Annotated in this window: 14 protein-coding genes and 1 pseudogene; 3 read left to right on the top strand and 12 right to left on the bottom strand. The window is 33.5% G+C overall.

The genetic code is table 11. The features are described 5' to 3' along the window. Window positions 1-243 precede the first annotated feature (243 nt). Both FFM65_RS02985 and FFM65_RS02980 read right to left on the bottom strand, forming a co-directional pair. On the bottom strand, window positions 244-609 hold the full coding sequence (locus tag FFM65_RS02985; protein WP_119317649.1) for a type II toxin-antitoxin system RelE/ParE family toxin: 366 nt from the start codon (window positions 607-609) through the stop codon (window positions 244-246). Then, complete coding sequence (locus FFM65_RS02980; protein WP_119317650.1) at window positions 602-883, bottom strand: type II toxin-antitoxin system RelB/DinJ family antitoxin; 282 nt, start codon at window positions 881-883, stop codon at window positions 602-604. Before FFM65_RS02980 ends, FFM65_RS02985 begins: the two co-directional genes overlap by 8 nt. A gap of 558 nt (window positions 884-1,441) precedes the next feature. Here FFM65_RS02980 and FFM65_RS02975 point away from each other — a divergent pair. Next, window positions 1,442-1,744: pseudogene (locus FFM65_RS02975) on the top strand (GNAT family N-acetyltransferase); the annotation flags it as partial. Between the two features lie 223 nt (window positions 1,745-1,967). Here FFM65_RS02975 and FFM65_RS02970 read toward each other — a convergent pair. After that, on the bottom strand, window positions 1,968-2,273 hold the full coding sequence (locus FFM65_RS02970) for a DUF2628 domain-containing protein (protein ID WP_119317652.1): 306 nt from the start codon (window positions 2,271-2,273) through the stop codon (window positions 1,968-1,970). Window positions 2,274-2,295: 22 nt separating this feature from the next. Next, on the bottom strand, window positions 2,296-3,261 hold the full coding sequence (locus FFM65_RS02965; protein WP_119317653.1) for a 2-hydroxyacid dehydrogenase family protein: 966 nt from the start codon (window positions 3,259-3,261) through the stop codon (window positions 2,296-2,298). Between the two features lie 295 nt (window positions 3,262-3,556). Between FFM65_RS02965 and FFM65_RS02960 the strand changes: the two genes are divergently transcribed. Both FFM65_RS02960 and FFM65_RS02955 read left to right on the top strand, forming a co-directional pair. After that, entirely contained in the window at window positions 3,557-6,313 is a 2,757-nt protein-coding gene (locus tag FFM65_RS02960; RefSeq protein WP_119317654.1) for a cation-translocating P-type ATPase, read from the top strand. Between the two features lie 163 nt (window positions 6,314-6,476). Next, on the top strand, window positions 6,477-7,418 hold the full coding sequence (locus FFM65_RS02955; RefSeq protein ID WP_119317655.1) for an NAD(P)H-binding protein: 942 nt from the start codon (window positions 6,477-6,479) through the stop codon (window positions 7,416-7,418). A 52-nt stretch (window positions 7,419-7,470) separates the two neighbouring features. On the opposite strand, the gene FFM65_RS02950 is transcribed toward FFM65_RS02955, so the two are convergent. From FFM65_RS02950 to FFM65_RS02915, 8 genes are all read right to left on the bottom strand, one after another. Beyond that, window positions 7,471-8,463 carry an SIS domain-containing protein gene (locus tag FFM65_RS02950; RefSeq protein ID WP_119317656.1) on the bottom strand — a complete coding sequence of 331 codons (993 nt, stop codon included), beginning with the start codon at window positions 8,461-8,463 and terminating at the stop codon, window positions 7,471-7,473. 28 nt (window positions 8,464-8,491) lie between these two features. After that, a complete protein-coding gene (locus FFM65_RS02945) occupies window positions 8,492-9,316 on the bottom strand; it encodes a PfkB family carbohydrate kinase (protein ID WP_119317657.1) in 825 nt (274 codons plus the stop codon). A 16-nt stretch (window positions 9,317-9,332) separates the two neighbouring features. Then, window positions 9,333-10,055, bottom strand: a complete 723-nt coding sequence (locus tag FFM65_RS02940; protein WP_119317658.1) for a GntR family transcriptional regulator — start codon at window positions 10,053-10,055, stop codon at window positions 9,333-9,335. Between the two features lie 38 nt (window positions 10,056-10,093). Then, window positions 10,094-10,828 (bottom strand): amino acid ABC transporter ATP-binding protein, encoded by a 735-nt coding sequence (locus tag FFM65_RS02935; RefSeq protein WP_119317659.1) that lies wholly within the window; start codon window positions 10,826-10,828, stop codon window positions 10,094-10,096. Further along, on the bottom strand, window positions 10,815-11,477 hold the full coding sequence (locus FFM65_RS02930) for an amino acid ABC transporter permease (RefSeq protein WP_119317660.1): 663 nt from the start codon (window positions 11,475-11,477) through the stop codon (window positions 10,815-10,817). Before FFM65_RS02930 ends, FFM65_RS02935 begins: the two co-directional genes overlap by 14 nt. Before the next feature lie 20 nt (window positions 11,478-11,497). Beyond that, window positions 11,498-12,304, bottom strand: a complete 807-nt coding sequence (locus tag FFM65_RS02925) for a transporter substrate-binding domain-containing protein (protein WP_119317661.1) — start codon at window positions 12,302-12,304, stop codon at window positions 11,498-11,500. A 517-nt stretch (window positions 12,305-12,821) separates the two neighbouring features. After that, entirely contained in the window at window positions 12,822-14,393 is a 1,572-nt protein-coding gene (locus tag FFM65_RS02920; RefSeq protein ID WP_137610094.1) for a collagen-binding domain-containing protein, read from the bottom strand. Between the two features lie 175 nt (window positions 14,394-14,568). Continuing rightward, a complete protein-coding gene (locus FFM65_RS02915) occupies window positions 14,569-15,252 on the bottom strand; it encodes a type 1 glutamine amidotransferase domain-containing protein (RefSeq protein WP_119317663.1) in 684 nt (227 codons plus the stop codon). Between the last annotated feature and the right edge of the window lie 79 nt (window positions 15,253-15,331).

Genomic DNA, 15,331 nt, shown 5'->3' with positions numbered 1-15,331 from the left:
CTAACTTATCATGTTTTATAATACAGAAAAAGCTGACGAATGAAATATAAGATTTCATTTGTCAGCTTTTATTCCACATATTAACATGAAACATCTCTATTAGAAAATATCAATTTTTAATAGGGATGTTTTTTGAGAACCACATTTTTATTAAATCATATAGTTTAATGAAGGTGGTAAGTCGAACGATTGCTCCTCTATCCTCTCTTGCTTATTCTTTTTGCACGTTTGTAATGTTACAAACTAAAATAAGTCACTATGAGTACCAATAGCAACTAGGTACACAACCTCTTTTAAATCACAGTAGACTAGCAAGTGATCGCCATTGTGACCGTCAAAGTGCAATTCTAGGACCTTGATACTTTTTTCCGGCACATCTGCTCTGCTTTTTAGTGATTTCATTTGGTCTTTCGACAAGTTGATTGGATGAGCATAATAATACTTTGGAATTTGTATTTCATTTAGTAAACAACCAACTATATACTCAAAAGGAGAACGTTCTGGATCGGCCATAGTTCCTTTAGAAAATATCAATTTCCATTTTGGATTATGGCGTATTTTCTTATATTGTTTTTTAAATTTTGTTGTTCTTTTGATCTCTTTAGTCATTGTCCAGATCATCCATTAACGATTCGACACTAGTAAAGCCTTTCATCTTTGCTTTGCCATTTTGATCGTCTGCGACTTCGTATAACGAGCACATTACTTCTGCGTTAGGCACTCCAAAATCCTTTGGTAAGCCTTGAGTAGCAACTGTTGTTATTGTTGCTCTAACATATTCAGAAATAGTCATTCCATGTTTTGATAATTCATCTTGTGCTTTTGATTTGATTTTAGGATCAATACGAGCTTCGATTCTTGCATTAGATATTGCCTTTGTCATAATATCACCTCACAGCTATTGTACGCTCATTGACGTACATTCTCAATTATCACTTCTTTTTTTAATACATTTTCATCCAATTCAGATCTAATTATTAAATATTATTAGGTGCATTCGTATACTAATCTTTTTTTCTCTTGTTGACTTCGATACGGGATTGTGACATAAGTCCTCGAAAATAAATAATTATAGCGAAAGGGTTTTTAATGCTAAAGCTATTTTCACTTCCACACGTAAAAGTGTGGCTTTATTCAACATATTAAAAAATACCGCTAAAATAACTAAGGAAGCAGTTCTTAAAGATTATTTTTGGAGATTAAAATCTTGATTGTGTGCTCAGAAGGCTTTAATAGCAAGGGCCTATAAGATTCTAAAAATAATTTATTTCTTGATTAAAAGTAGAAAGAACTGTCAAGAACACAAAAAGGGCCAACACAAGACAATTATGCCAGTCCAAATATCAAGAATACAGCTGACAAGTACAGCATACAAAATTTTTTCTATATTTACGAGTAGCTTATTTAGCGGTACTAAAAAAATTTATCCTTACCCAATTCAAAAATATTTGTGGCTGTTTCTAATACTGAAGTACTCGGCTACATTCAAATGAGTGATTACGAGAACACATATCATGAAAGCCTTAAGAACATTATCACCCTTGCAGTTGATGGAAATCACCAAGATGAAGGCGTTGGTTCAAAATTGATTGAACATGCCGAAAAGTGGGCCAAAGAAGATGGTAGTATAGGAATCAGATTGGTTTCTGGATTTGAACGAGATTCGGGTCATAAATTTTATAAAAAACATGGTTATGAAATCAGAAAAAAAGAAATTAACTATATTAAATGGTGGAATAAGTAAAAATAAGAGCAACTTACCCTTTTTAAAAATTGGATAAATTCCTCTTATTTTTTTGCTTTTGTATGATGTGTCGACCTAATAAAATCAACAAAATTGTAATTATCAAATACTGCATCCCAAAATGAAATGCAATTGGAATCGATATTATCACTAAGCACGAAATGAAGAAAAATAAAGTTATCTGAACCACTTTTTTCTTCATAAAAATATCTCTCCCTCATTTCTAAATATAATTATAACTTTTCAAAACATTAAAAGAATTCTGATCAGCTGGTTTAAAACCTTGCTTAATCATGTCATTGACGTAAAGGCGGTTATAAAAGAAGGCAAATACAAAAGTTACTAAAAAGGCTCCACCACCCCAAGTGAATGATCCAAAAATTATTTCTGCCAAAACTACGACACTGGCCCACTTGAAATCGCCACGAAACACTGGTGTCCAAAAGCCAAAAAGCATCTCTGTCCAAGAATAACCAACCTTTACAGTCTTATAGGCTTTTCTTTCTTCATTAACTAAATTGGCAAACATTTTTCTCTCCTTGATATTAATATTATATATCGTTAACAATATATTTAATTGGTTGGTCGTTAGCTGCAGCTATTACATTTTCTGCAACAATTACTGCCATCGCATCACGAGCTTCAATAGTAGCATTTCCTAAATGAGGCGTCAGTAAAACATTTTTCATTTGCTTTAATTCTTTTGACACTTCAGGTTCATGTTCGTAAACGTCTAAAGCTGCTCCAGCAATAATGTGCTGTTTTAAAGCTTCAGTCAAAGCTGATTCATCAATAATTGGTCCACGAGCAGCATTGATCAGAACTGCAGTCGATTTCATTTGTTTAAATTCAGCTGCGCCCAATAAATGTTTCGTGTGTTCATTTAAAGGCAAATGTAAAGTTACAACATCAGAATTAGCAAGAAGTTCAGTTTGAGAAACAAATTTTGCGCCAAGTTCCACTTCACGACTAATTGGTAAACGATGACGTTGCGTATAGAGAATCGGCATATCGAAAGCGTGCATTCTTTTAGCAACAGCTTGCCCGATTTGACCTAAACCAATAATTCCCAAAGTTTTACCTTGCAATTCATGTCCTAGGAAAAACAACGGTGCCCAACCATTAAAACCAGTTGTTCTCATCAAATGATCACCTTCGGCAATTCGATGCATCAATCCGATAATTAGTCCGACTGTCGATTCTGCCGTTGAAACAGTTGATACGATTGGTGTATTTGTCACTGGTATTCCAAACTTTTTGGCATAATTGGTATCAATATTATTAGTCCCTGCACCAAAATTCGCAATTAATTTCAGTTTAGGTGCATGATCTAGTATGTCACGATTAACTTGCGTTGAAAGTGGCGTAATTAGGAAATCACTGTCAATTATGCTTTCTTTTAAGGTTTCTGCACTAATTAATTTATCATCAGTATACATATCAACCGTTAAGTTAGCAGCTTTCAGTAAAGCTACTGCTTTCTTTGGAATTTTTCCCGCAATAAATACTTTTGACATCATTTATTCCTCCACTTTATGAAATGCTTTATTTAAGTATGAGCTTTGATATTTTTTCTGACAAGTTTTTAATTCCTAATTTATATTTAGATTTAAGAATTTACTTATTTTTTAATACATTTTGTATATTTATCGTAATAATTCATTATTAGATTATAATAATTGGTTTTTTTGATTTTTCCATATTGTTTACCAACTATTCCTTTTTAACAGACCTATAATTGAATTGTTGAAAAGTTTGAAAATTAAACGAATAATTTATATTTTTCATTAATTGTAAAAAGCTGGTGAAAAAATGAAGAAAAATCAATTACAATCATCATATGCAAATGAACCTTTGGATAAATTATTACAAGACTTAAAAACTTCTAAAACTGGACTTAGTCAGATAGAAGCAAATAATCGGAAAAATAAGTATGGTCCTAATACGATTCACAGAAACCAACAAAAATCACAACTAAAGGCTTTTCTCAAAAACTTTGCTAGTCTTATGGCGATGTTACTTTGGATCAGCGGACTAATTGCTATTTTGACTGGATCTATTGAGTTAGGAATTGCCATTTGGCTAGTCAACATCATTAATGGTCTCTTTAGTTTTTGGCAAGAACATAAAGCTCAAAAAGCTACTGACTCCTTAATGGCAATGCTGCCTACTTATACCAGAGTTTTTCGTAACGGCAAAATTGAGCAGCTAGATTCTAAAGAAATTGTTCCTGGCGACGTATTCCAATTACAGGCTGGTAATTCAGTTCCTGCTGATGCTAGATTACTTGAGGCAACCTCGATTCAGGTCGACCAATCTGCCCTGACCGGTGAAACTGTTCCCGAATCTAAAACTGTTAAATTTAAAATTGGCGAAGGAAAATTTTCAGAATCTAATATCGTTTATGCCGGAACGACAGTTGGTTCTGGAGATGGCAAAGCAGTGGTTTTAGCAACTGGTATGAATACCGAATTTGGTAAAATTGCTTCATTAACTCAAAAGCAAAATACAACTACTAGTCCTTTACAACAAGAGTTAAATCGTCTAACTAAACAAATTTCATTGATTGCGATTGCCGTTGGCCTAGTTTTCTTCGTTGCTGCAATACTTTTTGTTCACCATCCCATTGCTCAATCATTTGTGTTTGCACTGGGCATGATAGTAGCCTTTATTCCTGAGGGCTTGTTGCCAACTGTAACTTTGTCTTTAGCACAAGCAGTACAAAGGATGGCTAAAAAGCATGCTCTAGTAAAAGATTTGAATAGTGTCGAAACTCTGGGTGAAACTAGCGTTATTTGTTCGGATAAAACTGGTACTTTGACTCAAAATCAAATGACCGTTAATCACATCTGGCTCATGGGTAATGTTTACACTGTTACCGGACAAGGATACATAAATAATGGTCATCTCAAACAAGGAAATAAAGTCATAAATTATCACGATGATCCTGCTCTGATCCAATTATTAAGAGTTGCTACTTTCAACAACGATACAACGGTTGAATTATCCTCTGAAAAAAAGCCAAAAATCCTTGGAACTCCAACTGAAGCAGCTTTAGTCATCATGGCTCAAAAAACTGGATTTGATGCAACTAAAGAATTAAAGCAAATGCCTAGAGTAAAGGAATTGCCCTTCGACTCTGATCGTAAAAGAATGACGACTATTCACCAAACAAAAAATAAATTATTCGTTGCTGTAAAAGGTTCACTCGATGGACTATTGCAACAATGCACCAAAATTCAAGTCAATGGTGAAATCAGATCAATTACTGCCAATGATATTAAGAAAATCAATCAAGCTAATAAAAATTACGCTATAAAAGGATTGCGCTCGTTAGCTATTACTTATAAAACAATTGATTATAAGGATGAAAAACAAATTGATAATCTAAACGATACCAATACGGAAAACGACTTGATCTTTCTCGGTTTAACAGTAATGGCTGACCCACCCCGTCCAGAAATTTATGATGCCGTCAAAAAATGCCACAATGCTAGCATTAAAATCATCATGGTAACTGGCGACAGTGAAATTACTGCCAAATCCGTTGCCGAAAAAATTGGTATTACTAGCGACAAAGCTCGTGTTGTTACAGGAACAGAACTAGATCAAATGAATTCAAAAGATTTAAAACAAGCATTACAAGGTGAAGTAATTTTTGCCAGAGTTGCTCCTGAACAAAAGTATAAAATCGTTTCTACTTTGCAAAATATGGGTCAAATTGTTGCTTCAACTGGTGATGGTGTCAACGATGCTCCTGCTTTGAAGAAGGCTAATATTGGAGTCGCAATGGGTGTTACTGGAACTGACGTCGCAAAAGATGCTGCCAATATGATTTTGACCGATGATAATTTTGCTTCAATCGTTGCTGCCATTGAAGAAGGACGTACCGTTTACAGTAATATTCAAAAATTCTTGTTGTACATTTTCAATTCAAATGTCCCTGAAGCTGTTCCTTCAGCACTCTTCTTACTCAGTCGTGGACTAATTCCTTTGCCATTGACCGTTTTACAAATTTTAGCGGTTGATTTGGGTACTGATATGTTACCAGCTCTAGGATTAGGATCTGAACAACCAGAACCCGGCATTATGAATCAAAAACCAAGAGCCCATAACTCACACTTGCTTAATAAACATTTGATTTTGACCGCTTTTGCTTGGTATGGTGCCATTGCCTCATTGGTTTCTACTATCGCTTACTTTTTCGTCAATTACCAAAATGGCTGGCCAATGAAGAATCTTATGAGTTCAGGAATCGTCTATAATCGTGCAACTACAATGACTTTAGCCGCCATCATCTTCTGTCAAATCGCGGCAGCATTAAATTGTCAAACCAAATATACTTCTGTCTTTAAATTAGGAATCTTCAATAATCATCGTGTTTGGGCCGGAATTGTTTTCGAAGTAATCCTATTAGCAATTCTTGTCTATACACCCGGAATTCAAGAAGTCTTCAATACAGCTCCCTTACAAGTAAATGACTGGGTTTTTCTAGTGATCATTCCGATTCCAATCTTTTTGATTGAAGAATTGAGAAAACTTATTGTTAGAAGAAAATATAATCGATAATAAATAACCTAAAATTAGCAACTGGTAGACTATTTCTGCTCTACTCAAAGCCAATTTTAGGTTATTTTTCTTAAAACTATTTAAAAATTAAATAATCATCTTGACATAAAAAGACTTCTTTTCTTACTATGAAATCGTGTACATTATTTTAATGGAGGCTTTTATGAAAAAAATAGTAGTAAATGGAATAGACGGAAATTTTGGTTCACTAGTAGCAAATTACGTACAAAAATTGATTCCAAAAGAATATTTAGTATTTACAGCTCCCCGAAAGGACAAATTAAAGAAGTATTCTGATCAAGGAATCAAAACTGCTGTGGCTGATTTTAATAATCCTGATACTTTAGTATCGGCTTATAAAAATGCTGATAAAGTATTATTAATTTCAATGCCTTTTGTTGGTAAAAAACGTCGCCAAGCACATAAAAATTTTGTTGACGCCTGTGTCAAAGCACACGTTGATCAAGTAATTTATACTTCGGTACTATCTGCTGGCAATCCCTTTAATCCAAGCGTAGAAAATGCAGATCATGGTTATACTGAATCTATTATTCAAAATACAGATTTGGACTACATTTTCTTACGTAACTCTTTGTTTGCTGAAGCATTCATATCAGATTATATGCGTGCCGTCAATAGTAATGAAGACAGTATCGAAAAGAACATGGGCAATGGTAAAGTTTGGTTTATATCAAGACGAGACGCTGCTTTAAGCGCTGCTTGTGCTTTAAATAACGATTTATTACACCGTGCTATTTTAAATATTAACGGTATTGAGCCATTTACTTATGATAAATTTTTAAAGATTGGTAATGAAACTACTGGCAACAATATTAAATACGTTAGAAAAACTGATCAGGAATTATACGATTATTTTGATAGTATCGGTGTCCCCCGTGATACTAATGGCGACTTTTCAAAGAGTCCTATTCAAGCAACTTCTGAAGGAATGGTAACATTCGGTACCACTGTTAGAGAAGGATACTTAGATGTTCCTGTTAGTGACTTTAGTAAACTAACTGGACATAATCCAATCACTATTAAACATATGTTTGAAAATAAAGATGATTTTCTATTGGGAGAGCGTCATTCTACAGAAAAGTAATATAAAAAGTTCATTGACTTATTATATTGAGAAAATAGGTCAATGAACTTTTTTAGTAATTCTCTAATTTCCACATATACCTTCTTTTACTAAGTGGATGCTTTCTTGCTCTAGAAAGCTCTTCTGCATAAACTCTCATAACCCCTGTTAATACCAACGGATCAAAATAATCGACTACTTCCGAACTCATTTTACTATCTAACCAGAAATCCTTAGCATCAATCACGGTATATTTAGCATTGTATTTTTGAAAAAATTCTAGTGCCCTGGCATCCAAATGACGAGTTTTACCATCAGACATGAATAACAGATATGGTGCATCTTTTACTGTTAATTCGAATGGTCCGTGGAAGTACTCCCCACTGTCTAAAATCGGACTAGAAATCCATTGCATTTCCATAAAAATAAAGTTAGCTGTAGAATATCCAACTCCATAATTTGCTCCGCTTGCTAATGTATATATCGTGGATTCATCTTTATATTTTGTTCCAAATTCAATGGCTTCTTTTTTTACACTATCCGCTGCAAAATTAATAATATTATCAACTACATCGACACCTTGTTTCATTTCCTTGTATAAATCAAAGCCCTCTACCTGTTGTAAGAGTTCAACAGCAAGTCCCAAGGCATCTTTCTGTTTAGCAGCTTTTGATGCGTAGTCTTCAAAGAAAGAATGAACTACTGTATAATCAGCATTTTTGGTAAGGTTTGATTCTGGTACATGTGTTAAGGCAATAGTATGACACCCTAAGGATTTTGCGTTTTTAACAGCATGAACTGATTCTTTGGTCTCTCCACTAAGTGAAGCAACGATAACTACAGCAGTCTTATCAGCCAGTTTAGGATGTGAATAATTGAACTCATTTGCTTGAATCCATTCAACATGGAGCTTAAGAGCATTTTGTCTTAAGAAATATGCCGCTCCGTACAATTCTGATAAAGAAGCCCCACATCCAATAAAGAAGACACTCTTTAGATTAGATTGCTTTCTTAAGATATCGGTAACAATTTCCTTTAAATCATTTTGTGTTGTGTATTTAATCATAATTAATTTGCCTCCATTTTATATTATGTTATATAACGTTATACTTACTTGGAATTTTTTCTGGATTATTAAAGGAACCATGTCTTTGTACTTGTTGAGATGCGTATTCAGCAGCAAATTTTAACGATTCTTCAATACTACTTGTTTCCTTATACTTTATTACAAAACTCGTGATGAATGCATCACCAGCTCCCATCGTATCTACTACAGTGACCTTTACAGACTTTTGAATATATCTTTTAGAGTTATGAAAAAAGTATGCGCCATATGATCCACGCGTGATTAAAATATCCGTAATACCAAAAGAATTAATTTTTTTGACCATCTTAGTAATATTTTGATCAGACATTGAGCCAACCGAAAAACAAGCAATATCTATATATTTAGCAATTCTCTTAATATCATTGATTTCATATAAATCGGAAAAATCATAAATGAGGGTCGGTCCTTTAATATTCGTCAAATATTGATCAGCATTACCGTTAATATTGAAATGAACAATATCAAATTGGTTGACATAATCAATATCCTGTGGGGTCATGTTCAGACCTTGTCTCAATACCCCACCTTTATTGCTATCAATGAAAACCCTATCATGTTTTCTCAACGTCACCCTTGATCGCCCATTTTCTCCGTCTAACGTATGGCTATGTGAGATGTCTATATTCAATTTATTTAATGCTCTTTTTGCATATTTGGCGATTTCATCAGTACCAAAGTTACCAATAAAAGAAGATTTTACTCCTAATTCTCGTGCAAAATTTGAAAAATTTAATGCATTTCCTCCGAGATACATTTTTCCTTGATCTAAATACATATCGACAACATTGTCTCCAATACCAATAACTTTCATTAAGTACATCCCTCCCCTATTTTGAATCAACTATAAAACTTACCTTATTAGGGTCATAATACATAACAGCAAAATAGATTGGTTGATTTTCAATATCATATACTGTTCTTTCTAGTTGAAATAATGGAGACCCTAAAACCACATTTAATTTTTTCGCCATATCACTAGTTGCAAATGTAAGGCTTATTTGTTGATGACTGCGACCTTGACTAATATGATATGTATCCTTTAACAAATTACTGATTGAAACATCACTAGTTATTTTTTTATCCAAATCAGGAAACATCTCCGTTGGATAAAATCCTATCTCAAGTCCATCATTGTTTTTTTCAAAGTGCATTATTCTCTGAACTTTTAAAATTTTAGACTCTTCACTAGTACGTAAGTTACTTCTTACTTTAAGAGTCGCATTTTCATAGCTAACTTCAATTACTTTGCGAGAAGGTTTTGAATTATTTTCTAACATAAAATTAGTATAACTATTCAAATTTAATAAGTTTCTTTGCACTTTGTGTGCATTAATAAAAGTTCCTTTTCCTTGTTTTTTAGTTAAATAATTGTCCTTAGCTAACTCATCAATTGCTCTGCGAATAGTAATTCTACTAGTATTAAATTCATCCTCTAATTCATGTTCTGAAGGAAGTTTACTACCAGGCTCGTAAGTTCCTTCTGAAATCTGTTTAATAATTTCATTTTTTATTTGTTCATATAACGGAATAACACTTTCTTTTTTTATCATTATATTCACCGTAAGATATCCTTTAATAATATTTCTAATTAAGTATACAAAATTTTAGAAATAAAATCCTGAGTTCTAGGATTGTTAGGCGCATTAAAGATTTTTTCCGGAGTATCGTCTTCTAAAATCTGACCATTATCAACAAAAACAACTCTACTTCCTACTTGTTTTGCAAATCCCATCTCATGAGTTACAACAACCATTGTCATTCCAGTTTTAGCGAGCTTTTTCATTACCTCCAAAACCTCTTCAACCATCTCTGGATCAAGTGCTGAAGTTGGTTCATCAAATAAAAGAGTATTAGGGTTCATTGCCAAAGCACGTGCAATAGCGATTCGCTGTTCTTGCCCTCCTGAAAGAGAAGATGGAAAAGCATTTATCTTGTTTTCCAATGAAACTTCTTTTAGTAGCTGTTTGGCATGTTTGATAGCCTCATCTTTATTCTGCTTCTTCACAATCATTGGCGCATGAATAATATTATTCAAGACAGTATAGTGAGGGAAAAGATTGAAGTGTTGAAAGACCATACCCACGTTTTGTCTAGTTTCTCTGATTAATTCCGGTTTAACCTTACCAGAAACTTTTTGACCATTAATCTTTACTTCACCACTTGTGGGTTGTTCTAGTAGATTCATACAGCGTAATAAAGTACTTTTCCCGGAACCGGATGGTCCAATAATTACAACAACCTCGCCATCATCAATCTTTAAATTAATATGTTTTAAAACATTATTGTTGCCATATGATTTATTTAAATTTTTAAGTTCTATCACTGACCTTCAACCTCTTTTCTACATTTGCTAGAAGTCTGTTCAGACTCCAGGTTAAGATTAAATATAATAATGAAGCAACAATCATTGGTTCTAATCCTAAAGCAGTTGACCCTCTTACTGTTTGTGCTTGAAACATTAAATCCGCAATACCTAAAACTGAAACCAATGAAGAATCTTTAACATTACCAATAAATTGATTTCCCAAAGCTGGCAAAATGTTCTTAATTGCTTGAGGTAAAATAATGTCTTTCATTACTTGCCATTTTGACATTCCCAGACTTAAAGCTGCCTCTGATTGTCCAATGGGCAAAGATTCAATACCTGATCTAATGATTTCTGCAATATACGCAGCAGAATATAGTGTCAAACATACAACGCCAGTAGCAAAGTCTGGAATCTGAAGCCCTGTAATTATTGGTAGTCCAATATAAACAATATATATTTGAATCAATAATGGTGTATCTCTAATAAATCCGATATACGCTTTAGCCAATAAAGAAACAATAAAAATACTTGAACGTTTCATCACGGCTAAAATTATTCCTAATATCAAACCCATAATTATCGAAATAATCGCTAGTTCGACGGTTACCACTACTCCTTTAATAAATAATTGCCAATAATTGGTAAGAAACGAATAATCACCCATCTTTGTCACCTCATTAATCTTTAATCAGTTGGAACTTGCTCCGCAGAATCTTGAACCCATTTTTCATAATTAGTTTTGTTAGATTTTACAATTTTATTAACTTTATTTACTAAATCCTTGGAAGTATCTTTTGGCATTGCCACAGCGGCTCCAAGGCTGGAATCCTTATGACGCCACTTTGTCATCATTAAATCAGGATTTTGTCGAAGCAAAATTGTAGCCGTTGGTACATCGATTGAAAAAGCATCTACTTTATTATTATTTAAAGCCAGTGCTAAATCAGTGACTTTAGATAGTTTCGTTAATGATACATTTGGGAAACTCTTTTCAATCATAGGTTGTTGAGTAGAATTATTTACCACTGCAATCTTTTTATTATCAAGCTGATCAATATCGTTATAATATTTTGACTTATCTTCTTTTCTTATAACTAAAGTATTTGTACTTCTAAAGTAGACTTTGGAAAAGGTTGCACCCTTTTTTCTCTCCGGAGTTGGGCTTAAAGAAGTGACCAACATATCAACTTTTCCGGATTGTAAAGCTGGCAATAGCCCATCCAAATCCATAGTTTTTATCTTATATTTAACTCCAAGTTTAGAAGCAATTTTTTTAATCAGTTTTACGTCTGAACCCTTCATACTCTGCTTGCTATCTTTATTGACTTGATATTCATATGGTGGATTAGAGTTAATCATGCCTACTGTGAGAACTCCTTTGTTTAGAATCTTATCCAATGAGGACGCATTATTACTTTTATTTCCGCATCCTACTAAGATCAAAGTTAACGAAAAAACCAGCATCATTAAATAGATAAATCTTTTTCTCATAAAATCACCCCTTCTTAATTTATAACGTTATATAACGTTATTTATGAACTGAATTATATTATTAGATTTTTTTAATGTCAATGCTTATTTCAAAAATGCCCAAATTCCTTACGTGCCAGTAGTTTAGCACTCATAATATAGACCGAGTTCAAATAGAGCCCATTTAAAATTAAATTTTTTCTAATTTCAAATACACTAAAAATAATAACAAAAAAATAGGTCTCATCCTTTCGGATGAGACCTATTTCTCAAGCCCTCATTCGAACGGAAAAAAGGGCTTGACATTTTATAGTCTAAGTCCTTTTTCAAATCAAAATGACGGCCAAGATTGCCAATGTACTGTTTACAACAATAACTTTATCCATAGCATCGACAACCTCCTTTATTTATTGTGAATATCCTAGCACTTCATTTTAATAATTTCAACATTTAATTAATTGAAATCTAATAAAAAAGCCTAAGAAAATTTTCAATTAGAAAATAATTCTCAAACTTTTTTTTGAATACAACCATATAATTACGATTTTACTTTCTTAAACACAATGCCTAATTCCAACATAATTACACCAGCAACTGTCATCAAAATACCACTAGTAGCACCAGCTTGTGGCAATCTACTTAATCCACTTGCTGAACTTGTATCAGTTGATTGTGCAGCATTAGTCAATGGAACCAATCCACTACCCTCATTTATTGAAGACAATGTTTTTTCTTCACTACTACCAGGGTTTTGAACATTAACTTCTTTACCAGTTAAATCTAAATTACCACTACCATCTAAATCGCCTTCTGAACCACCGTTGATAATGATTTCTTGATCATCATCTTCGTCATCCTTTCCATCTACATTTTCGTCAGGATTTGGAGTTGGTTCTGGATTTGTTGGCGTTGGATCAATTGTAAAGCCAGGGTCTACTAATTCTTTACCTTCATTGTTTTCATCTGGTTCGCCTGGTTCTTCTGGAACAGTCACAATATTGTTGTTGTCTTGCAAATCCCATCTGTGAGTTTCGCCACCAACGACATTCACTTGTTCAGCTACGATATTACCGTCTAGATTATGATGAATATTGATTGTTGCATCTGGAGCCAAGACACTACCTTGAAAAGTATTATTCATTTCAATAATACCGTCGAATTGCTTATTAGCTGCTGTACTATCATAAAAGTTCCAAAGTAAATGGTTGTCATCGAAGTATTCTGTTTCCTGATTTGGTCGTTCGATAGAATTTTCTTCGCCATTATTGAATCTCAACTTAATTTGAGAGTTCATTGCATAAGGATTTTGTCCCTTTGTGTCAACATTGATGATAATTGAAGTACCACCTTTGTCAGCTGACAACCCGGAAATTGTTAAAGGTGTACTAGCATTCAAAACTTCTGGATCCAAATTGATTACGATTTGATTGTTAGCATCAGCTTCAAAATCACTGAGGTCAATTACTCGTTGGTTTTGATCTGGAAAATCAGCATTAGTAATTGTCTTAGAATTTGTTGAAACTAAGCCTGCTGATTTGTTCTCTAATTTAGCAAACTCTTGGTCAAAATCAAGATACTCATTAGAGTCTTTGTCTTGGAAAATTTCATTATTAAGTAAGTGATTGATTGGTGTTTCATTAACTAAAGGAGAAGTATTGTCTTTACCCAATTCAATGTCGTTTACTTCACCAAAAACCACTTTATTTGTACGGTGATCATTAGCACTAACGAATGAACTCTCTGACATGTTTTTTACTTCTTGAACATAAGAAATATCTTTATCTAATAATTTTTCATCCGTAATGTTTGTCCCAAAGTTAACATTTCCGAATAAAGATCCAACCGCAAGGTTTCCATTTGTATGTGCATTTAAAGTTGCTTCTTTAGCAAAGATGTGAAATTTAGAAGCGTATCCCAAATTATTTTTTGATACATCTTGGAAGTCATCACTAACTTTTCCACCATTTTGAACTTCTGGATTTAGTGACTTCTCTGCTACCTTTTCAATTGATACTGCTGTATTATCACTAGCTTTCACGTTTGTGATTCCCATCCCTGATAATACAATTGCACTAATTGCAACACATGATAAAATATTCGCCTTCTTCATTTTCATTAATAGTTTATTACTCCCTTATCGATTTCTTGATATTAATATTATCTTATGGAAATCATAAGGTCAAACCAATTTTTGAAAAATATTTTTATTAATTTTGGATAAAAATACCATTTGGCACAAAAAAAGAGCTGGATTTTAAAAATCCAACTCTAATTTACTAATTATTTTAAGAAAGTAGTTCGATAACAGCTTCCCCAACTCCACGAGCCGATTGAGGATTTTGACCAGTTACTAAACGTCCATCGGTAACAACGTTTTCCGTATAGGCTGCTGTTTTAGTGTGATTGGCACCAGCATTCTTCAAAGCTTCCTCAGTTAAGAATGGAACAGCATCAGTTAATTTATTGATTTCCTCTTCTTCATTAGTAAAACCAGTTATGTTCTTACCATTGATCCAAGACTTGCTTTCTTCGTCTTTCATTGAAAGTAAACCAACTACTCCGTGACAGACAGCCGAAACGATACCACCACGGTTGTAAATAGTTTTAGCAATTTCACCTAAGGCCTTGTTTTCTGGGAAGTCCCACATAACACCATGACCACCTGCAAAGTAAATAATGTCATAATTTTTAGGATCAACTTGCTTTACTGAAAGTGATTGGCCTAAGACCTGATCACGATATTTCTCCTCATTATAGAAACTCCAGTTAGTCTCATCCATTGAATCAGGTGCTAAACTACCAGGATCGATTGGAACGTATCCACCATTAGGACTAACGTAATCGACGTCGATATTATTATCCTTCATTACCTTGTTGAAATGAGTTGCTTCACTCAACCATAAGCCTGTTGCTCGATTAATAGTTGGAAATTTTGCAGTATTAGTTACTACGATCAATGCTTTTGTCATTAAATGCCTCCGTATTACACTTGTAAGTGATGTTGATAACTATATTGGAGATAAAAAATTAAAGCAAACATTTTAACTT

Source organism: Companilactobacillus formosensis, assembly GCF_005405305.1.
Classification (GTDB): Bacteria; Bacillota; Bacilli; order Lactobacillales; family Lactobacillaceae; genus Companilactobacillus; species Companilactobacillus formosensis.
This window is presented reverse-complemented; position numbering and strand designations above follow the sequence as displayed.